The following is a 21,099-nucleotide window of genomic DNA, read 5'->3' as shown; positions in this document are numbered from 1 at the left end:
CCAGGACTTATCTCAGTGACCAACGATCCAGAGGAATATAATAAACCCCACTGTCAGTTTGTTTTGATTGCATCAGAGTCCACTCGTGTATTCGCCAACTTATCGGCCTAGTCAGGTTATACTCGACGGGATATACCGCTCTTCTTACGAGCGTTATATGCGGCCTATAATCTCGCCTATCAAATAAGAATCCAGCATCAGAAAGCACGTTTCTCAGGGAATCCACTAAGATCAATAACTCCGGAGAATACTGCTTCATTCCCGCACAAATAATACGATTCTGCTTCCAGTAATAAATCTCATCGATGGAAAAATCGAAGGATTTAGCTATCACTCCTTTAGCGATCGAACAAAGGTCATCCACGCGGTTAACATTCACCTCTCCTAGAAATACCAGTGTAAGATGTATTGCTTCTATTTTGACTCCACGTCCTCCGGAAATTAATACAGACCGCTTTGCTAAATGTGCCAGTTGTTTTCGTACAGCCTCATCTGGCCAAATTGCAAAGAATATTCGGACCGTTCTGTTTTCCTTTATGGATATTCGCTTCAACCACTCTCGCCATTTGTCTTATTAATGAAGCATATTGCCTCCGCCATAATGCCTTCTCCTCGCCCGACAAAACCCAATTTTTCAGCAGTTTTCGCTTTAATATTAACATCTTCCTTTCGGATTCCCAGATCTTGTGCAATATTTATAATCATAGCTGAAATATAGGGCGACATTCTTGGTGCCTGAGCGATAATCGTTGCATCGATATTGATTACCTTATAGCCGCTTTTTTCTAGTAAATCAGAAACATTACGTAGCAGTACACGGCTATCAATGTCCTTATAGCGGGAGTCTGTATCCGAAAAATGTCTGCCAATATCACCCAGTGCCGCGGCGCCAAGTAATGCATCACATATGGCGTGCAATAACACATCCGCATCAGAGTGGCCAAATAAGCCTTTCTCATAAGGAATTGCGACGCCACCAATAATCAGCTCACGGTCCTCAACCAATTGATGTACATCAAAACCTTGCCCGACTCTCATTGTGCTCATTGAATCTTCCTTTCCTGCAGGATTAATTCGGCTAACGCAAAATCCTGAGGATAGGTAACCTTCAAATTGCACACATCGCTCAGTATTAATTTTGGATGAAATCCCAGCCTCTCAACTGCACTTGCATCATCCGTTATATTTACAGTTGTTGCATTATTCAATGCATCTATCAACAAATGATAACGAAACATTTGTGGCGTCTGTGCTTGCCATAAATTTTCCCGGGATTCCGTACTACCAATACGATTATGAATGTCACCGCGTTTCAGTGTATCTGCTACTGGAATAGCTAATAATCCACCAACCTTGTCATTCATTAATTCATTCATTAACTTCTCAAGCTGTACTGTGGTTAAGCAAGGTCGTGCGGCATCATGAATCAGTACCCAGTCATTTTCATTGATAACAGCCTTTTCCTGTCCTACCGCAAGCCCATTTCGTACACTTTCAGCGCGTGTTACACCACCGCAGTACAATACCATCAACTTATCTGAAAATTCAGACCAGTCATATTGCGCCCACTCAGTATCACCCGGTGCAAGCACGATGAACACACGGGAAATCCATTGGGATTGGCACAATGTGTGTATCGCATGATATATCATTGGCTTGTGAGCCAACGATAGATATTGTTTCGGTAATTCGTTACCCATGCGCGAGCCGGTACCGGCCGCTGGAATTAATGCAAAATATTTAGTCATTATCTAGCGTACAAAAACATAAAGAAATATCATGAATGGTTAATTTGATAACGCGTTTTACGACAGTTTTATCCTGTACTGCGGTATCAGCCAGATGAGGACAGGCTCTCCCTGTTTTAAGCATAAAATAATTTTATGCTCACTTCCAAATATCTCTTCACTGTAAAATCTATAACAGTTATTTTTTCTGCTTCGTTACAAATACGCCCGTTTGGCCAGTACGGCGCAACATCTTATTAACTGAATCAACATGCATCTCCTCCTCCACAATCAGGTCACGAGCATACTCTTCCAGTAATACTGATTTACCCTGAATTAGCGCTAACAATTGGTAATAAACTGTGAGAGCCTCATTTTCATGTGCTAAAGATTCCTTAAGAATATCATTGATATCATGTTGATGCGTTTCTAGTAATGGCCCAATGGACAATGAAGGATAGCCGCCAAGCAAAGTAACCAGCTCACCCGCCTTGTGAGCATGTAACAATCCCTCTTCAGCCTGTTTCTTGAGCCAATCTACGACAGGGATACGACTATAACCATAAACCATTAATGAATAGTGCGTATAACGTACCACCCCAGCAAGCTCAAGCTCCATGATCTTGTTCAAAAGTATCACTGCTTTATCTTTATCAAAATCCATGCTTTTCTCCTCTTTAATTGTGAAAAAAGTACCAGGGTGAGACATTCAACCGATGTTATAACTTTGCTGCGTGTGTATCTAGATATTCAGCAACACCTTCGGGACTAGCCTTCATACCAGGCTCTCCAGCTTTCCAGCCGGCCGGACATACCTCGCCGTGAGACTCATGAAATTGTAGTGCATCCACCATGCGCAGCATTTCGTCTACATCGCGCCCCAACGGCAAATCATTAACCACTTGGTGACGCACAATACCTTGCTTGTCAATCAGAAATGAAGCTCGCAAAGCGACTTGATCTGGATGGCTGACACCATAAGCATGCATGATTTTGCCACCTACATCGGCTACCAGGGTAAGGCCCACTGGACCAACGCCACCCTTATTTACTGGAGTATTACGCCAGGCATAATGAGTAAACTGGGAATCTACCGATACACCCACTACCTCCACATTGCGCTTATGGAATTCTTCCATTCGATGAGAATGAGCAATAATCTCGGAAGGGCAGACAAAAGTAAAATCTAATGGATAGAAAAACAGTACCGCGTACTTGCCTTGAATATGTTTATGAAAGTTAAAAATTTCATTAAAACTACCATCGGGCAAAACTGCGGGCTTAGTGAAATCAGGGGCAGGATGAGTGACAAGTACGGACATTAATATTCTCCTATTTAAGTGAGTAAATCAGATTCAGATTTGGTTCTAAAAAACCATGTGCTATGTTAAGTCCTTTTCATCAACAGGATACAATATAACAGCCAACATTAATTTTAGTATATCCCTTCTTTGCAACTCCTTCGACTCTCAAATAATCATGACACAAAATATAATGTAGGCATATACCATACAATTCAACCACTTTACCATTAGCAACCAGAAGCTTACAGGTGCCACTAAACCAGGTATTCAATGAGCTCGCGTTAGTTTTTTATTGCACCAGGAAGATGTTATTTAAAAGACCGCTGCATAACTGGTTATCTCGGGCTGGGCAAGGTTTTAAGTGTTTGATTTATCAATGCTGCAAGTAATCAGAACAGCTTAAAAACACAGTTATGCAGCGGTCTTTTAATGCAATCTAGAAAACTGACAGGAATGAATAACGCAGAGTTTTGCCAATCTAATAAAGAGTTATAATATTTATGAATATTCATAAATATTATAGAATTATTAAACACCAGCGCTGTTGAAAAAATCATATCAAAGCTAATCTAATATAGATGCAGCTGTTAATGTGTTTTATGTGTACCTATTAAATGTAGCGAGTCCTCTTTTCGCTGATTAAGCAAATGCCATTTCCGAATTAATGTCATAGTTATGGACACAAATAATCCAAACAGAACAATAACAATATAAATATGCACCTCAAATGATACTAATATTGCATAGAATAACAACATCACAAGAATACTCAGATTTTCATTAAAATTCTGTACGGCAATCGAGTGCCCTGCACCCATCAAAATATACCCACGGTGCTGCAGTAAGGCATTCATCGGCACGACAAAGAATCCCGCAAGTCCACCTATTAGTATCAGTAAAATAATTACAATCCATAAATCATGCGCTGCAATCATGGTCATCACTACGATACCCATCACTATACCAAGCGGAATTACTTTTAGCGATTGCTTTAACATGATCAGCCGTGCTGCCATTATGGCACCAATTGCAATACCGATAGCAACAATTCCTTGTAACTGTGCAGCCTTACTAAGAGGATAACCAAGTGCAACCTCAGCCCATTTCAGTACAATAAACTGTAGCGTTGCTCCCGCCCCCCAAAATAAGGTCGTCACAGCCAGTGAAATTTGCCCAAGCTTATCCGTCCACAATAGCTTCACACAATGCCCAAAATCATATATTAGAAACAGCGGGCTTTTTTTAAGAATACGGTGATCGACACCCGTGTTAGGAATATTGAAATTAAGTATAGCAGCGACGATATAGATGATGGCCACCAAGAAAATACTGACTTTCAATATAGAATCAATACCGACAGCAGTCAAAGGAGAACCAAATGCAAGCAGCACATCGGAAACGGCAGGTGTAATCAATATTCCTCCCATCACGGTACCAAGTACAATGGAAGCCACCGTGAGCCCTTCAATCCAACCATTAGCAATGATCAGTTTTTCCGGTGGCAACAGCTCAGTAAGAATGCCGTATTTAGCAGGAGAATAAGCAGCAGCCCCTAATCCTACAATGGCATATGCAGCGAGTGCAACATATTGATGTACAGAGAAGAATAATAGTCCACATCCAATAATTTTGATAGTATTACTAATAAGCATTACTCTCCCCTTAGGCATAGAGTCAGCAAATGCGCCGACAAAAGGAGCGAGAACCACGTAAAATAATACAAAAACAAACTTCAACATGGGCGTCAAATAAGCTGGGGCATGCAGCTCTATCAATAATGCAATCGCCACAACTAATAGCGCGTTATCCGCCAGTGAAGAAAAAAACTGCGCAGCCATGATAGTATAGAAACCGCGTTTCAAACTATTCCCTCTAAAAGTTTTAGCATTTTTTATTAAGTACTCAAATACAGAGCAGTGGCTTTATACCATGAAACCACTTTGGCAACTAATCGTAATAGCTCTGAACCATTCTATCCATCTACTATTTGCGGTCTCGATACTATCTTCACGGTCGGAGTTATGATTGAATGACACTTGGATCAATCGTCGCTAAGACTAAATATCGATTGCTATTATAAAAATATAATGCAAATAAATAACGCTCCTCCTGGAAATAAAATCGATGTCCCGCTCTATTCGTGCATTCATTGACCTTGCTGCACTGGAGCATAATTTAACCGTTGTTCGTCGTTATGCTGCTCATACACGTATCATGGCGGTGATCAAAGCCGATGCTTATGGCCATGGATTATTACATACTGCCAAAGCGTTGAGAAAAGCTGACGGCTTTGCAATGCTAGAACTTGATGCCGCCATACGTCTGCGCGACGCAGGGTACCAGCAATCCATTCTGTTGCTTGAAGGTTTTTTTTCTGTATCAGAATTAGCACAGTGCAAAAAATACCGTTTAAGTGCTGTCATTCATAATCATGAACAACTGGCCATGCTATCAGCATCCAAACATGGCCGACTTGATGTCTTCTTAAAAATAAATACCGGCATGAATCGTCTGGGGTTTGCACCAGAGCAATTTTTATCGGTATTAGGCGCTTTAAAAGCAAACCCTGCCATTGGCCACATTACGCTAATGACCCATTTTTCTAGTGCGAGTGACACCGATGGAGATCAAGAAGTTATCAAGCAACTACAATGCTTCAACAGCATGACTACGAGTCATAGCTATCCACGCTCTCTTGCCAATTCTGCTGCAGTTATACGTTATCCTGAAACCCATGCTGACTGGGTGCGCCCTGGTATCATGCTCTATGGCGCTTCGCCTCTAACCAACAAAACTGCTGCTGAATTAAATCTTCACCCAGCTATGACTGTGACGAGCAAAATTATCGCGCTACAGTATCTACAAAGCGGAAACAAGGTTGGGTATAGCGGTTGTTTCCAAGCTGATAGGCCAATGCTTATCGGCATAGTTGCGGGAGGTTACGCCGATGGTTATCCACGACATGCACCCACTGGCACACCGGTATTAGTGAATAATCAGCGTACCCGCATTCTTGGACGGGTATCCATGGATATGCTCACCGTTGATTTAAGTGGGATTAAAGATGCTGAATTAAATAGTCCGGTGATCTTATGGGGAAAAGGAATGCCAATAGATGAAGTGGCAAATGCAGCAAATACGATTAGCTATGAACTACTATGTGCGCTGACTCCACGAGTCACAAAGACAGCACAAGATCATACATTAACTCACTGTGCTCGCGGAGGTCTCTAAAAATCCCAATCCTCTATCAAATACTCATGGAATTATTCCACTTTGGCTTTACTACGTAAATCCTGAACAACCGCCGCGAATTCTCGCTGCAATACACGCTGCTGTATATTCTGTTTAATTTCATCAAACGGAGGAAATGTCATAGGACGGACATCCGTTAATTCAATGACGTGCCAGCCAAAAGAAGTTTGTACCGGCTCCTCGGTAAATTTTCCTTTCTGCAATTTCTCTAACGTTTCAGCAAAAGGCCTGACGTACGCTGCAGCAGGACTCCAGTCAAGCTCTCCTCCACTATCCTTGCTACCATCATCTCGAGATTTTTCTGATGCAATTTTTCCAAAATCGGCACCCTTCTTCTTAAGACTGGCAATAACGTCCCTGGCTTCATTTTCATTTTCTACCAGAATATGACGCGCTTTGTACTCCTTATCACCCATTTGCACTTTCAGTATTTCATATTCCTTGCGCAAGGTTTCATCACTAACCACATTATTCTTTATATAGTTAGCCTGAAACGCTCTTACCAATACTGCTTGACGGGATAATTCCAATTGCGTAACAACCTCTTGGTCACGATCAAGTCCCTTCTTGATTGCTTCCTGAGCAAGGATTTCTTCCGTAATCAAATTTTCTCGTAAAGCCTTTCTCATTTCTGGATTATCTGCCTGACCTTGAGCAATATTAGCTTTGACCATTAACTCTAGCCGCGATTGAGGAATAATCACGCCATTTACCTTGGCCACAGCCGTAGCAGCCTGGGCCTGAGCAGTTGACATGGCAATCAAGCTAAAAATACTAACTATCGTTAATCGGGAAAATTTCGTCAAGCGCATGGAAATTCCTTTTTAATAATTTGGATAAAATTAAAATTCATATAGCAGTATACGCTTTAACGCTAAGCAGGTGAATCCTTGCTCACGATCTATCCAGCTAATATGCCGCATACCATTGAATTTCAGATTATCGGAGAAGAAATGAAAATCTTTACTCTCCTCTAATCATGTTTACACTGGCAACACCTTTATAAATGGCTTGACCGTTACTTTTGCGTAGACTCCTGCAACAACATAGGGATCAGCTTCTCCCCAAGCACGGGCCGCCTCTAATGATTCAAACTCAGCCACTATCAGGCTTCCAGAAAATCCGGCAGGCCCCGGATCAGCGTTATCAATTGTGGGATAGGGTCCGGCTAAAATAAGACGTCCATCCGTTTGTAACGCTTTGAGTCGCTCCAAATGTGCGGATCGTGCTGCGAGGCGCTTATCTAGGCTATTCGACACATCTTCACCACTGATTACATAAAGCATCATACACCTTTGCCTTTTTTATTCTCAATATGTTCACTGCGACCAGGGTCGGCTTTCATGAACTATGATTATCGTATAACGCAGAATCAATATTTTTCATATATCTAACTAAAACTACCGCCTGCAAAACCACGAAGACAAGCATTAATCCCGTCGAACCGAACAATTTGAAGGTCACCCAGGTATCGATAGCGTAATTAAAAGCTACATAGAGGTTAATACCACCCATAAATATAAAAAATACGATCCAGCTCACATTAAGCTTATTCCAAGCAGCCACTGGCAATACGATCTTATCTTGGAATAGCGATCGTATCAGGTTTTTCTTAAAAAGATGATTCGATATCAAAAGTACAACAGCTAATAACCCATAAACTACAGTGGGCTTCCACATGATAAAGGTCTCGTCTGTTAGCGCAAGTGTTGCGCCACCAAACAGGCTAATCGTAATTAAACTTACCCACATCGTGGCATCTATTTTATGGTGATGAAACCATACCCAGGCGGCTTGTATCAAAGTAGTCACGATCGCTACTGCTGTAGCCATATAAATATCGTAAATCTTGAAGATACAGAAAAACAGAATCACCGGAAACAGATCAAAAAGAAATTTCATTGATACCAATTATTATCGTGAGTAATAAGCCAAAAGTTAAGTGCCAATCAGCCCGGGCATAGTTAATCCATTCAAACAAGTATTTTAATTCAGAACACGCTACATCATTATCGGCGGCAATTGCGTAGTCAGCGTATTCTTTTCCTTAACCGCCATACCCAGTAGTGCATAGCCCAGCAAACCACCCGCTCTATCTTGATATAATGCCTTAACACTATCTTCAGTCGTATCAATATGCCACTCACCGCTGACACTAAAATCAGGGGGCGATACTACAGTTGGACAGGCTGGTGTCTTTACCATAACCGGCATTGCCGGATAATGCACGGGAGTAGGGTTACCTGCCAGAGTTGCTGCTAGGGCGCGTGCAGCATATGTAATCGGCATTACAAATGGCAACACCTTACCCACCACATCCGCACAGTCACCCAGCGCATATATATTCTCAGACTCAGTCTGCAATAATTTATTAACCACAATCCCGCGATTGACCGGAATATCCGCTGCTTCCGCCAATTGGGTACGTGGACGCAACCCAACTGCCGACAACACGATATCTGATTCGATAATTTCACCATTCGAAAGAGCCAGACGCAAACATTCACCCTCTCGTTCCACACACTGAATCATGGCATCCAAATGAAAGTTTACACCGGCCGCTTCAAGTTTATTCTGCATAAAAGTGCCACCCGTCGGTGGCAAAAGTCGCCCCAGAGGTTGTGCACTAATATCAATCACATGAACCTTATAATTCGTCGCCACAAGATCATTCGCAAATTCACAGCCAATTAGACCAGCACCAATAATGCTAACCTGTTTTTTCCCGGATAATGCACCACGGAAGAAACGGTAATCATCGAGATCATTAACTGATAATATTTCAGATACTCCATCCCCTTGTAATGGCAATCGAATAGGGTCCGCACCCAGAGCCAAAACGAGTTGGCCATACGATATCACTTCTCCATCTTCAAGCGACAACCTGTTATTCGACTTATCAATCGCCACTACCCGAGCATGCGAGCGAATGGATATATTCAACTGCGCCGCCATCTTTACAGCATCGCCGCTTAGTATAGTTTCGGGAGTTTTTCCTGTCGTCAATGCATTCGACAACATTGGCTTGGAATAAAAACCACCATGATCCGCAGATAGCATGATAATGGGTAATTCACCGTCTAACCTACGTAGCTCACGAGCAACAGCATAACCCGCCAGTCCGCTGCCAATAATAACTACGGGTTCATGACGCATTATCTAAATCTCCAGCATTTCAAAATCAGCCTTAACGACACCACAGTCTGGACAAGTCCAATCCTCAGGGATGTCTTCCCAACGAGTACCCGCCTTGACACCATGCTCCGGGTCACCAATGGCCTCGTCATAGATAAAACCACATATATTACATTGAAACTTTCTCATTTCTACCCACCTTCCTTGAGATTATTATCATGTTTTATAAAAAACACCCAGCTGATGCTTGAAAAATTAATGTCAGCATTCAAGTTATATTTTTTCCGGATAATAGATAAGAACAGCATTTCCAGATTGCAACGAGACAGAAACGGTATATACCTGAAATCATTACTTCCAAGCATGATCCAGAAGTATCTAATGCGCGGGGAATAATGCCATTAATATAGAAGAACAAAAGCCGCATTCTAGTACGTTTTATTCTGCTTCATCAGAAGAAGGTAAATTACCGTTATGCACTAAACTATGTCGTCGCTGCAAATAGGCGTCGCGTATAAATTCATATTTATCCAGCGCAGCTTCTTCTAGAGTTTTTTCGACATCGAGTAATTGCGCGCGCGTATCAAGTGCTCTTGCTCCGCCTACTGGTATCCGTATGGCGGCATCAATACTATTGAGATAAACGCCGGTCGTAACCGGGTCAGCGAAAAAACTATCCACACCAATTCCTACTGCATCACGTAAAGAACTCGGTCCCAGAAAAGGCAAAACCAGATATGGGCCGCTTGCAATGCCATAATGGCCCATGGTTTGACCAAAATCCTCGTTACGTTTACTTATATCGATATCGCTGGCCATACTAATATCACTCGCAATATCAATCATACCCAGCATACCAAAGGTCGTATTAATTAGTACACGTGTACTACTGGCCAGTGCACTACTAAAATTTAGCTGCAGAATAGAATTAGCTGTCACTACGACATCATTCAGATTAGAAAAAAAATTACCCACAACCATTTCGATAGGATCAGGAACTACCCACTTATAACCCCTCGCTACCGGTTCCAATACCTTATCATCGATTGCTTCATTAAACTCAAAAACAGTACGATTTATTGATTCCAACGGATCCTGCTGATTGTTAAATGAAGCACAACCAGAAAGATTTACTCCTAATAACAGCAAGGTAACAGCTTTGAAACAAAAAAAGCGGGTCATATTCTGGTTCATTTTTGTAATGGTTTGTAATAAATCTTGCCACATTTATATAGTATTATACAATAGGTTCAATCTACTCCACCAACTGGATGGTAGCAACCTTGATATTTACACGATAAGGTTTATACCAGTATAAAAACAAACGGTTATCTCCTAATACTGAAAATTTGATCAGGTTAAGCAATTGATCATGCTAGCACTATTTTTTTACCTTTTGCTATGACATCTAAACTATCAAGAAAAATGAAGCCCCATTAAAATCTTGCGCCATATTATCTTCAGGGGCTGTCGCGTAATTCAATTATTTGCGCCTTGATGCAAAAGATTTACTATTTTTTTTAAGATAGTAGTCTAGATGCTGCGTAAACAGTGACTAAATAGTAGTTATATCTATGAGATTTGTTAGATTGATGCGGTTTTAGCTGATTCTGGACGCAATGGCTCCTCAAGAAAAGACGAGACCAGATGGATTAAGCACTAAAATACGTTTGAGGTTGAAACTGATTGCAGACATAAACGCAGCAAATTGATTCTTGGCGATACCGCGATAACGCACGTTTCGGTTACGTTTAGAGAAAACGCGTTCATAAGGCATTCTCAAGTGACTGAGCCAGCGATCTTTGTCATGATTTTTCGCTAGCATGTGATTCATCATGATTGCCGCCAAATGGACACCTCGTTTTGCAGCGGCATGCTGTGCAGGTTTAGTGCAATAGCCTTTGTCCGCATAGATGGCCCCTGAACTAGGGCATACATGCTTGAGCCCTTTTGCATCAGTCACATTCCCTGGTGTCACGGCTATCTTGTTGATTAAACCCGATTGCATGTCAACAGAGCTATGCTGTTTATAACCATACCAATATTTGTTTTTTCCTTTACAACCAATCTTTGCCTGCTTATCACAGGCGAGCTTGGGCAGTACTTCGTTGTTAAGCTTGTCCAGTTTTGCTTTGATTGCCCGATCTCGTTCTTTCCATAAATTCGCTTTGGCAATTAAGTGTGTTGCATCCACAAACGTAAATACCTCACTGATCAAGCCATGACGGGCAAGCTCTTCGCGCATCTGAGCAAATAGTTGGCTCAACCGTTCGGTACCTATGCGCTTACGGGTACGATAAAACGCATTGTGATCTGGCGTTATCTCACTTAATCCAAATCCACACAACCATTTGCCACTCAGGTTCTCTTTCAAAAATCGTTCACATTCCCGATCACTTAAATCTTCCATAAACTGTAATAACAAACCGTAGAACAGACGGACTATGCCGTAACCCTCTCGGCCTAAATCAGATGGCACGCCAGATAAACAACGCGTAATAAATGTTTCATTGAGTATCTGCTTAAAATAACGGTAAGGGTGATCAGGAGGAACTAACTCCTCCAGTGAAATCATTTCAACTTGACGGAACATGGCTGTTTCTTCCAATAATAGTCGTGCCTCTATTTTAACAAATCAATACGCCACATATCTTGATTTCGGGATATTTCGAGACAGGCCCCTTCAGTAGAGAAAGGCAAGCTTATCGTGAGATAAGAACGCAAAGCTTCTAATCTTGAAAGAAATAGTGGCGTTACCAAAGCTCGAGGTCATATCAAGAAAGAATAGCGTGAATGCACTTTCGTGTGTCTGAATCCAGACTCGATCAATGCGTAAGGCGTTGAACAACATGCCACACTGTTCTCTTTCCTCCACTCAGTTAATTACAAATAAACGTCTCGATTCAGTAAACACAGTCATCAGTTTTACTCATTCTTTAACTCTAGGCATTCTACTGGCCGGCTATATTAATTTAAATCATCCTGTATCGGTCGCTCTAAATAATATAATCACAAAATGAAAAATATGAGATGCTTGTAAAAACGAAAGGATTTCGCATGACACATTCACATCGCAAGCATGATATATCAGACGAAGTATGGGCGTTGCTTGAGACTCATTTACCTGGCCGCCAAGGTGCTTGGGGAGGCATAGCTAGAGATAACCGCCAGTTCATTGATGCCGTTTTCTGGATTATGCGCACCGGCGCACCGTGGCGGGATTTACCGCTGGATTATGGAGGTTGGAGCAATACGCATCGCCGTTTTATCCGCTGGCGCGACAAGGGCATCTGGGAAAAATTACTGGAAGTCTTGATTGACCATCCGGATTACGAGTGGCTTATGATTGACGCCAGCCATTGTAAGAATCATCCCCATGCCACCGGGACCAAGAGCGAAAATCAGGGCATGGGCCGCACAAAAGGGGGCTCAACACCAAGATATGTCTGGCCGTGGATGCGCATGGTATGCCGATCAGAGTTTTTATTACGCAGGATACCACAACGGATTGAACGCAGACTGACCGCTTGATCGAAGGACTTGATGCGGATTATTTGCTGTCAGGTCGCCATTATGGCAGCAATGCAACGATTGAACAGCCAGGGTATGAAAATCGTAACCTCCTCAAAAAGAAACCATACAGTGCAAAGATCTTACGACAAAGAATACTATAAATTACGGCACTGGTTGAAAACGCTTTCCTCCATCCCAAGAAATGGCACGGCATTGCCACAAGATACGCCAAAAATACAAAAATAGTGCTTCATTTCTCGCTGTTGTGCAAATCAGATGTATCGCTCTCTGGGTAAATATCTCATGATTACGCTATCTAAAGCAATAACCAGCTAATCAATATTACCATCTGAAATCAGTAAATCACAATTCTCAAGCAAAATAATCAACCAAAGGTTGGCACTACAGAATAGGCCAGGGACGCATTGATTTCACTTCTTTGATGATAATTATGAGACTACGGACGAATAAAAAGCAGGTCGAGCAAAAGTACATTACCGGTTATGGGCCTGCACTTCCTTGTTGCACTTCGAAATTGAATCCGCGCTTAAAAAAACATAGACTGCCAATCTATGCAAGATTATCAGATCCATACCGTTTAAGTTTCTAAATGACGAATGCGGATCATCTCTTTCTCAATCCAGGTCTCCACTTTCTCATTCAGCTCGGCTGCCTCCATTCCGGCTGGATCAATGGGTTCGCCAATACTCACCGTTATCGTACCGGGTTGCTTGATAAAAGAATTTTTTCCCCAGAATTCTCCCGCATTATGTGCCACAGGCACCACCCAGACCTTAGCGTGAGTGGCAAGCCATGCGCCGCCAATACGATACTTTCCTTTCTTGCCCGGTGCGATGCGTGTTCCTTCCGGAAACACCACAACCCAGAATCCCTGCTTTAATCGCTCTTTTCCTTGTTCAACAATCTGCTCCAGCGCTGCTTTCCCCGAACTCCGATCGATTGCAATCGGATTCGTCATCGCCAAACCCCAGCCAAAAAAAGGGATACGTAACAATTCCTTTTTAAGGACCCATACCTGCGGTGGAAAAATTTTCTGGAACGCCAGTGTTTCCCATGCGGATTGATGTTTCGATAACACGATACTCGGTATTTTGGGAATACGATCTGCGCCCAGTACACGGTAACGCACGCCACATATCACACGTACCAAAAACAGCATCAAGTGCGTCCAACTAGAAGTCACACGATAACGTCCATGCGCCGAGAGCGGAAAACAGGCAAGCGTTATTAATGCGTAGGGCGGTGTAATGATGATTTGCAACAACAGATACAATGCTGAACGTAATGCAGCCAGCATTATGCCTGTCCAACCAGAAAATCAACCGCTGTCGACAGATTTTCAAAAATTTGCGTATTCTCTGGCAATAGATTGTCCGCACGCGTTCTTTCGCCCTTACCTGTCAACACCAAAATCGGCTGCGCACCGACCCCAGCACTCGCCTGCAAATCCCGAAGCGAATCACCAATCATAGGAACATTCTTTAAATCAGTACCGTAACGCTGCATAATTTCCTTGAGCATACCTGTTGCCGGTTTCCGACAGGCACATTTATCCATATTCGTATGCGGACAAAAAAATATCGCATCAATACGCCCGCCTGCCTGATTAACCGCTTTATACATTTTCTCATTAATGGCGTTATAAGTGGTCATATCCAATAATCCACGTCCAATACCGGACTGATTCGTGACAATCACTACCCGATAACCTAAATGAGTCAAACGCGCAATCGCTTCCAGGCTACCGGGAATAGGTTCCCATTCATCCGGTGTCTTAATAAAGGTAAGGCTAGTATGATTGATAACGCCATTATGATCGAGAATAATCAATTTCATATCAGGTAACCAGTTTCGAAATATCCGCCACGCGATTCATTGTTTTATGTAATAAGTCCAGCAGACAGAGCCGGTTAGCACGCAAATCGGTATCATCCGTAAAAACCATCACTTGATCAAAGAAAGCATCAATCGGTTCCTTGAGCACCGCTAATGCCTGCAATGAACGGGTATAATGGCCCGCCTCAAATGCCGCATCAGCCTGAGATTTCACGCTGGTCAACATTTCATAGAGCGCTGTCTCAGCAGGTTCCTTCAGCCAGACAACATTGATAGCTTCGCTTAAAGCAACAGACTGCTTCTTCAAGCCCTTCTCAAGGATATTATGTACACGCTTGTTAGCAGCTGCCAGGCTCACCGCCTCAGGTAGTTCAGAAAAAGCGCGCACAGCCTCTAGCCGTTTAGGAATCTCTGACAGTCGTTCAGGCAAGCCACCCAGAACGGCTTCCACTTCCTGCGCCTGATAGCCTTGCTCTCGTAAACTGCCGGCTAACCGATCATAGATAAAGTGCGTCAGGGTACAAGATTCATCGGTAAAGCGATCACCAAAAGCAGCGCGGGCTTGTTTCAATAACATATCGAGCGATAATGGCAATGCCTTTTCTATCAATATACGAATGACGCCTAAGGCATGACGGCGCAATGCGAAAGGATCTTTGTCTCCGGTCGGAATCTGTTTAATCCCAAATAAACCGGTCAATGTTTCCAGTTTATCAGCCAGTGCCACACAGATGCCCACCTGATGACGCGGTAATGTATCACCGGCGAAGCGTGGCTTATAATGATCTTCAATCGCGCACGCAATTTCTTCACTCAACCCATCCTGCAGCGCATAATAGCGCCCCATCACGCCCTGCAATTCAGGAAACTCGTTAACCATTTCAGTCAGCAGATCCGCTTTAGCCAGCTGCGCCGCTTCACTCGCCTGCTTTGCAAGCGCGGCACCACCCAGCTGCAGACCGATCGCATGCGCAATGGCTCTTACTCTTTCTATTCGCTCACCCTGCATGCCCAGCTTATTGTGATAAACCACTTTATCCAATCCGGCAATACGCGAAGCCAATGATCTTTTGCGATCCTGATCAAAGAAAAATTTCGCATCGGCCAGACGAGAACGCACTACACGCTCATTGCCAGTAATCACCAGACCCGTATCCGCTGGGCGAATATTGGCAACAATCATAAATTTATTGGCCAGCCTGCCATGCGCATCCAGCATTGGAAAGTATTTTTGATTCGCCTTCATAGTCAGAATCAGACATTCCTGGGGTACCGCAAGGAATTCAGGATCAAACTGACCAGCCAGTACATTAGGGCGTTCTACCAGTGCAGTCACTTCATCTAATAACGCCTCATCCTCGACATGCTCAAGATTTTCTTTTGCCACCAGGATTGCCAGCTGGCGCTTAATTTCGGTGCGGCGCGCAACAAAATTAGCGATTACGGCGCCTTCTGTTTCCAGCTGCTGCGCATAATTATCTGCGCCCTTCAGCACCACAGGATTTATTTTTGCCTCAAAGCGATGCCCTTGTGTTGCGCGTCCGGCGGTCAAGCCTAACGCATTCACCGATACGATTTCCGTACCATGTAGCGCAACCAATCCATGCGCCGGGCGTACAAAATTTACACTCTGCCAGCCATCCGCCAACTGATAAGTCATCACTCTTGGAATAGGCAATCTGTTCAGGGCCTCATCCAGCGCTTTTTGCAGGCCTTCAGCCAACACGATCCCTGTAACGCGACTATCCAAAAACAAGACTTCCGTCTTGCCCTCTATCACACGTTTAAGATGAGGAACAACGCTCATATCAGCACCCAGGCTGGCCAGCTTCTTAAGCAGGGGTGGCGTCGCTTGTCCATCATCATCCAGGCCAACCGCGACAGGCATCAATTTTCGTGAAACCGACTCATCCGCTGCCTGCGCTAAAACATGCGTAATATGTACGGCCAGGCGACGAGGCGAGGCATAGGCTGTTACAGGCGCATCTTTGGCCACCAGATTTTGAGTTACCAGGCTGGCAAACAGTAGCTCGGCAAAACTATCGCCCAGCTGTTTGAGCGATTTAGGCGGCAATTCTTCGACCAACAATTCCACCAGTAAATTTTTCATTGTCATGCTGATCCTGATCCGGCCGATTTGGAAATCTGCGCAACCCATTCACGTGGCGCCAGGGGGAAAGGCGGTTCCAGACGTTCTCGACTGGCATAATACGCTTGCGCCACACTCCTGGCCAAATGACGAATACGGCCTATATAAGCAGCCCGCTCTGTGACCGAGATTGCACTGCGTGCATCCAGCAAATTAAAAGTATGTGCTGCTTTCAATACCTGTTCATAGGCTGGCAGCGCCAATTGTTGGGCGACTAAATGAATCGCTTGTTCCTCATGCTTGGTAAACGCCATAAATAAAAATGCCGTATCACTCTGTTCAAAGTTATAGATAGATTGTTCAACCTCATTTTGATGATAGACATCGCGATAAGTTAATCCGTCTGCCCAGATCAGGTCAAAAACATTCTCTACACCCTGCAAGTACATCGCCAATCGTTCCAGCCCATAAGTTATTTCACCAGTGACAGGCTTACAATCAATTCCGCCTACCTGTTGAAAATAGGTAAACTGCGTGACTTCCATACCATTCAACCATACCTCCCATCCCAACCCCCACGCACCCAGGGTCGGATTCTCCCAATCATCTTCAATCAAGCGGACATCATTCTGCTTCAAATCAAAGCCGATTTCCCGCAGAGAATCAAAATATAAATCCAGAATATTCGCTGGTGCCGGCTTAAGCACCACCTGAAATTGATAATAATGCTGCAAACGGTTAGGGTTATCCCCGTAGCGTCCATCTTTAGGACGCCGGACTGGCTGCACATAAGCAGCACGCCAGGGTTCTGGCCCGAGAGCACGCAAAAAGGTGGCGGTATGGCTCGTGCCCGCACCAACCTCCATATCATAGGGCTGCAGTAATGCACAGCCTTGTTTGTCCCAATAGCGCTGGAGTGCAAAGATAATTTCCTGGAATGTGAGTGTCGACATAATGATGCTTCAGCTGGACCGCAGTAATCGTAATAGCCGGGATTTTACAGGGTTTTCTGTGAAGCGCGAAAGACTGACAAAAATCCACCAAGTAATAGCAATCCCGCCAGCCCGAGTATCAGACTATTACCGAAACGAACATACGGCGTTGCCCCGGTAAATCCCTGCGCCGTACCATGCAATGCAGCTGTAGTAAATACAGGCATTTCCTGCTGTACGATCCCCCGCTCATTAATGATGGCCGTCACACCCGTATTCGTAGCGCGTAGCATATAGCGCGCGGTTTCCAGAGCGCGCATTTGTGATATCTGCAAATGCTGCTGTGGCCCGATAGAGCGCCCGAACCAGGCGTCGTTACTAACATTGACCAGCAAGGTCGCTTGCGGTAACTGGCCAATAATCTCCTCACCAAACACATCCTCGTAACAAATATTCACGGCCACGCGCTGCCCTGCGACATGCATGGGTTGCTGTTGTAAATCGCCACGTGAAAAATCTGACAACGGAATTTTCAATACCTCGATAATCCAACCAAATAGAGGCTTTAGTGGAATAAATTCACCAAAGGGAACCAAATGATGCTTGCGATAATGCTGATTAGCCGAGGAACCAAAACTAAACATAGTATTGTAATAGGCATCACTTCCATCGGGCGCGGATTCAATCATTCCAACCAGGACATCTCCATCGTTTCTCATGGCATGCATAGCCAAGTGTTCAAGATAAGCCGGTGGTACCACATCGTAAAATAACGGAATAGAAATTTCTGGTGTAACAATCAGACGGCTATCACTTTCCAATATTAACCCGGCATAAGTCTCCAGGGTATTCAGCACGTGATCCTCCCGCCACTTCATATCCTGGGCAATATTTCCCTGCACCAGGCTCACTGTCACGGGTTTTTCAAACGGTTGCACCCAGTCAACCTGCTGCAAATAAAAACCACACAACCAGACCATCCCCAGCGGCAATACATAACGCCAGGTGCGCAAACCCTGTGCCAGCCACAACAATAAGAATGCCGCACTCAATACCAATATAAACGAAACGCCATAAGCACCCAGTACGGGCGCAAAGCCCGCCAGTGGACTAAATGGAACCTGCGAATAACCCAATGCCAGCCATGGAAATCCGGTAAACAGACTTCCTCGTAACCATTCAGACAATGTCCATAATGCAGCAGCAGTCAGTGCCCAGATAACCGGTGAAATGATACGCAACCTGACCAGTATCCAGCCACTTAACGCGGGGAACAGGGCCAGATAGATACATAACAAAAATAAAGCAAATACAGCAACAGGCATAGACATTGCGCCAAAATCATGCAAACTCACATAAATCCAGCTGACGCCCGCGCCAAACATGCCCATGCCATAAGAAAAACCCAGCCAGGCAGCCTGTCTTGATGTCGTACTTTTACGCCAGAAGCCAAACAACAGCGCAAGCGTAACAACAGGAACAGGAAAAAGATAAAAAGGTGCAAAACCGAGAACAGTCAGGACGCCTAGACAGAAGGTAATGCTGAATGCTACGTAGAATTTATTCAAACTGAGCTTAACCGGTGGATAACATCACAAACATACGTACAAAATCATGTTGTGAGGATAACCCGGATTTAATAAAAATGAAATCGGAGAAAAAATAACTCGAATATAAACAATCCGGTAACGCAGCATCAGGGAGTAAATAAACTGAATACCATCGGTACCCGAATTGCCAGGTCATCACACTGGATACGCCAGAAATGATTCATATTGAACAACCTTGTTCCGACCGGCCTGCTAATCTCCGGTATGGATCATTCCCATTATTACGACATGACCCATACCGGAATACTGCGCTGTCTATTACTTCTTATCGCTATTTTCAGTGCTGGTTAACGTCCCCAGGAATGCTTTGACATCTTTAACAAATGCCGGGCCGATTTTTTTGCCCAGCTGATGTTTCGCCATTAAATAAATTGCCTCATCTAATGTTGCGACCGAACCATCATGAAAGTAAGGCCCTGTCTTGGTAATATTTCTCAGGCTGGGTACTTTGAAGGCCTTTTTATCGCTTTCGATATTGGTCACGACAAAACGGCCCATGTCGGTTGTTTCATAAGATTCTACCAAGCCTATTTTTTTGTATGAATTTCCACCAATGGCAACACCATTGTGGCAAGTGGCACAACCGGCGCGAATAAATTTCTTCAAGCCCCTCTTCTCATCGATGTTCAATGCATCCTCGTCACCCTTGAGAAAAGCATCGAATCGTGAAGGCGTTAAAAGGGTCCGTTCAAAAGCGCCGATTGCCTTACCAACATTGGCATATACAAACGGATCATCCTCTTCTTGGAATGCATCTGCAAATAATGCCTGATATTCATCAATCCCCTTTAATTTGTCTATAACCGCTGCTTCACTCGGCATTCCCATTTCAACTGGATTCAGGATAGGGCCTAGAGCTTGTTCTTCGACATCTTTAGCGCGTCCATCCCAGAATTGCGCAATATGAAGCGCGGCATTCATCGTTGTCGGAGAATTCCTATCACCCCGCTTACCTTCATGACCCGGCGAAGTAGGTTCATTGTCCACACCAAAATTGTCCAGTCCATGGCATGAGTTACACGAAATCTGATCATTTACTGAAAGCCTTGGATCCAGATAAAGTTTCTTACCCAGCTTAATCAGCGCGGCATTCTCTTCCTCATCAATAATCGATACAGGTAATGGCTCAAAAAACTGTTTAATAACGGTCATATCAAGCTTGTGACCACGCTTGTGAGCATGGTTATGTTCTCCATCATGATCGTGATGACCACCTTGGGCATAAGCACCCGCACTTAAGGTGAGTGCCAGAAACAGAATCAATTTCATGTTGTCCCCTTTTATATTCAATTATATTTTTTAAAACCTAAACATAATAGGGTGACAAGACGCATTAGTAAATAAATGAAAAAATTATTTACATCCAAAAGCCATGCTCAAAACCAAAAAACCATTAGAGACAAAAGTATCTCGGAAGGACAACCACAGGGTCTAACAGCAATACAAAATCATTTATAAACAATCCATTAACAAAGTAATTTGCGTCAAAAGAGCTCTCAAAACTAATCAGCATCGCTAGTTGCGTTTTTTTCAACATGACTCCACGCCACCCTTCTTTCTTTCTTTCTTTCTTTCTTTCTGCCAGATCATAATAGTCTGCAATGGAATATATTTACACCCTTGCAGAGGCTGTTCTGAAATCAATTTTTTCTAGCTTCCTGCCAAATTTCAGATACA

At 43.7% G+C, this 21,099-nt stretch carries 20 protein-coding genes, 1 pseudogene and 1 riboswitch; of the genes and pseudogenes, 2 read left to right on the top strand and 19 right to left on the bottom strand.

Features of this window, described 5'->3' with window-relative positions; genetic code table 11:
- Positions 1-7: 7 nt before the first annotated feature.
- From thpR to lplT, 6 genes are all read right to left on the bottom strand, one after another.
- Positions 8-553 (bottom strand): RNA 2',3'-cyclic phosphodiesterase, encoded by a 546-nt coding sequence (gene thpR, locus BUQ89_RS14550; protein ID WP_051537602.1) that lies wholly within the window; start codon positions 551-553, stop codon positions 8-10.
- Complete coding sequence (ispF, locus tag BUQ89_RS04825) at positions 550-1,047, bottom strand: 2-C-methyl-D-erythritol 2,4-cyclodiphosphate synthase (protein ID WP_028461669.1); 498 nt, start codon at positions 1,045-1,047, stop codon at positions 550-552. The genes thpR and ispF overlap by 4 nt, the downstream gene beginning before the upstream one ends.
- Positions 1,044-1,748: a 2-C-methyl-D-erythritol 4-phosphate cytidylyltransferase gene (gene ispD, locus BUQ89_RS04820; protein ID WP_028461670.1), complete on the bottom strand. Its 705-nt coding sequence runs from the start codon at positions 1,746-1,748 to the stop codon at positions 1,044-1,046. The genes ispF and ispD overlap by 4 nt, the downstream gene beginning before the upstream one ends.
- A gap of 178 nt (positions 1,749-1,926) precedes the next feature.
- The gene (locus tag BUQ89_RS04815) at positions 1,927-2,391 is read right to left on the bottom strand and encodes a ferritin-like domain-containing protein (protein WP_028461671.1); all 465 of its coding nucleotides are present in this window, start codon (positions 2,389-2,391) and stop codon (positions 1,927-1,929) included.
- A gap of 55 nt (positions 2,392-2,446) precedes the next feature.
- On the bottom strand, positions 2,447-3,049 hold the full coding sequence (locus BUQ89_RS04810; protein ID WP_028461672.1) for a peroxiredoxin: 603 nt from the start codon (positions 3,047-3,049) through the stop codon (positions 2,447-2,449).
- 569 nt (positions 3,050-3,618) lie between these two features.
- On the bottom strand, positions 3,619-4,893 hold the full coding sequence (gene lplT / locus BUQ89_RS04805) for a lysophospholipid transporter LplT (protein WP_028461673.1): 1,275 nt from the start codon (positions 4,891-4,893) through the stop codon (positions 3,619-3,621).
- Between the two features lie 262 nt (positions 4,894-5,155).
- Between lplT and alr the strand changes: the two genes are divergently transcribed.
- A complete protein-coding gene (gene alr / locus BUQ89_RS04800) occupies positions 5,156-6,265 on the top strand; it encodes an alanine racemase (protein WP_051537603.1) in 1,110 nt (369 codons plus the stop codon).
- A 32-nt stretch (positions 6,266-6,297) separates the two neighbouring features.
- Here alr and BUQ89_RS04795 read toward each other — a convergent pair whose 3' ends face one another.
- From BUQ89_RS04795 to BUQ89_RS04765, 7 genes are all read right to left on the bottom strand, one after another.
- A complete protein-coding gene (locus tag BUQ89_RS04795; protein ID WP_028461674.1) occupies positions 6,298-7,098 on the bottom strand; it encodes a peptidylprolyl isomerase in 801 nt (266 codons plus the stop codon).
- A 171-nt stretch (positions 7,099-7,269) separates the two neighbouring features.
- Complete coding sequence (locus BUQ89_RS04790; RefSeq protein WP_028461675.1) at positions 7,270-7,572, bottom strand: YciI family protein; 303 nt, start codon at positions 7,570-7,572, stop codon at positions 7,270-7,272.
- A gap of 55 nt (positions 7,573-7,627) precedes the next feature.
- A complete protein-coding gene (locus BUQ89_RS04785) occupies positions 7,628-8,188 on the bottom strand; it encodes a septation protein A (RefSeq protein WP_028461676.1) in 561 nt (186 codons plus the stop codon).
- Positions 8,189-8,287: 99 nt separating this feature from the next.
- Positions 8,288-9,442, bottom strand: coding sequence for an FAD-dependent oxidoreductase (locus BUQ89_RS04780; protein ID WP_028461677.1), 1,155 nt, complete (start codon positions 9,440-9,442; stop codon positions 8,288-8,290).
- 3 nt (positions 9,443-9,445) lie between these two features.
- Positions 9,446-9,610 (bottom strand): rubredoxin, encoded by a 165-nt coding sequence (locus tag BUQ89_RS04775; protein WP_028461678.1) that lies wholly within the window; start codon positions 9,608-9,610, stop codon positions 9,446-9,448.
- 249 nt (positions 9,611-9,859) lie between these two features.
- Positions 9,860-10,603 (bottom strand): MlaA family lipoprotein, encoded by a 744-nt coding sequence (locus tag BUQ89_RS04770; RefSeq protein WP_028461679.1) that lies wholly within the window; start codon positions 10,601-10,603, stop codon positions 9,860-9,862.
- A 445-nt stretch (positions 10,604-11,048) separates the two neighbouring features.
- The gene (locus tag BUQ89_RS04765) at positions 11,049-12,014 is read right to left on the bottom strand and encodes a transposase (protein WP_074202510.1); all 966 of its coding nucleotides are present in this window, start codon (positions 12,012-12,014) and stop codon (positions 11,049-11,051) included.
- A 92-nt stretch (positions 12,015-12,106) separates the two neighbouring features.
- Positions 12,107-12,182: riboswitch (cyclic di-GMP riboswitch) on the top strand.
- Between the two features lie 296 nt (positions 12,183-12,478).
- Here BUQ89_RS04765 and BUQ89_RS13195 point away from each other — a divergent pair.
- Positions 12,479-13,241, top strand: a pseudogene (locus tag BUQ89_RS13195) (IS5 family transposase).
- Positions 13,242-13,532: 291 nt separating this feature from the next.
- Here the strand turns inward: BUQ89_RS13195 and BUQ89_RS04755 are convergent.
- The 6 genes from BUQ89_RS04755 to BUQ89_RS04730 form a co-directional block, all read right to left on the bottom strand.
- A complete protein-coding gene (locus BUQ89_RS04755) occupies positions 13,533-14,252 on the bottom strand; it encodes a lysophospholipid acyltransferase family protein (protein ID WP_036572984.1) in 720 nt (239 codons plus the stop codon).
- Positions 14,252-14,791, bottom strand: coding sequence for a D-glycero-beta-D-manno-heptose 1,7-bisphosphate 7-phosphatase (gmhB, locus tag BUQ89_RS04750; protein ID WP_028461442.1), 540 nt, complete (start codon positions 14,789-14,791; stop codon positions 14,252-14,254). The genes BUQ89_RS04755 and gmhB overlap by 1 nt, the downstream gene beginning before the upstream one ends.
- Position 14,792: 1 nt before the next feature.
- Entirely contained in the window at positions 14,793-16,907 is a 2,115-nt protein-coding gene (gene glyS, locus BUQ89_RS04745; protein WP_028461441.1) for a glycine--tRNA ligase subunit beta, read from the bottom strand.
- On the bottom strand, positions 16,904-17,833 hold the full coding sequence (glyQ, locus tag BUQ89_RS04740; RefSeq protein ID WP_028461440.1) for a glycine--tRNA ligase subunit alpha: 930 nt from the start codon (positions 17,831-17,833) through the stop codon (positions 16,904-16,906). Before glyQ ends, glyS begins: the two co-directional genes overlap by 4 nt.
- Positions 17,834-17,877: 44 nt before the next feature.
- Positions 17,878-19,380 (bottom strand): apolipoprotein N-acyltransferase, encoded by a 1,503-nt coding sequence (gene lnt / locus BUQ89_RS04735; protein ID WP_028461439.1) that lies wholly within the window; start codon positions 19,378-19,380, stop codon positions 17,878-17,880.
- Positions 19,381-19,680: 300 nt separating this feature from the next.
- A complete protein-coding gene (locus tag BUQ89_RS04730; RefSeq protein WP_028461438.1) occupies positions 19,681-20,691 on the bottom strand; it encodes a cytochrome-c peroxidase in 1,011 nt (336 codons plus the stop codon).
- Between the last annotated feature and the right edge of the window lie 408 nt (positions 20,692-21,099).

The sequence above is a fragment of the Nitrosomonas cryotolerans ATCC 49181 genome, assembly GCF_900143275.1.
Taxonomy (GTDB): domain Bacteria; phylum Pseudomonadota; class Gammaproteobacteria; order Burkholderiales; family Nitrosomonadaceae; genus Nitrosomonas; species Nitrosomonas cryotolerans.
The sequence above is the reverse complement of the archived record's forward strand: the minus strand, read 5'-3'. Positions and strand labels throughout refer to the sequence as shown.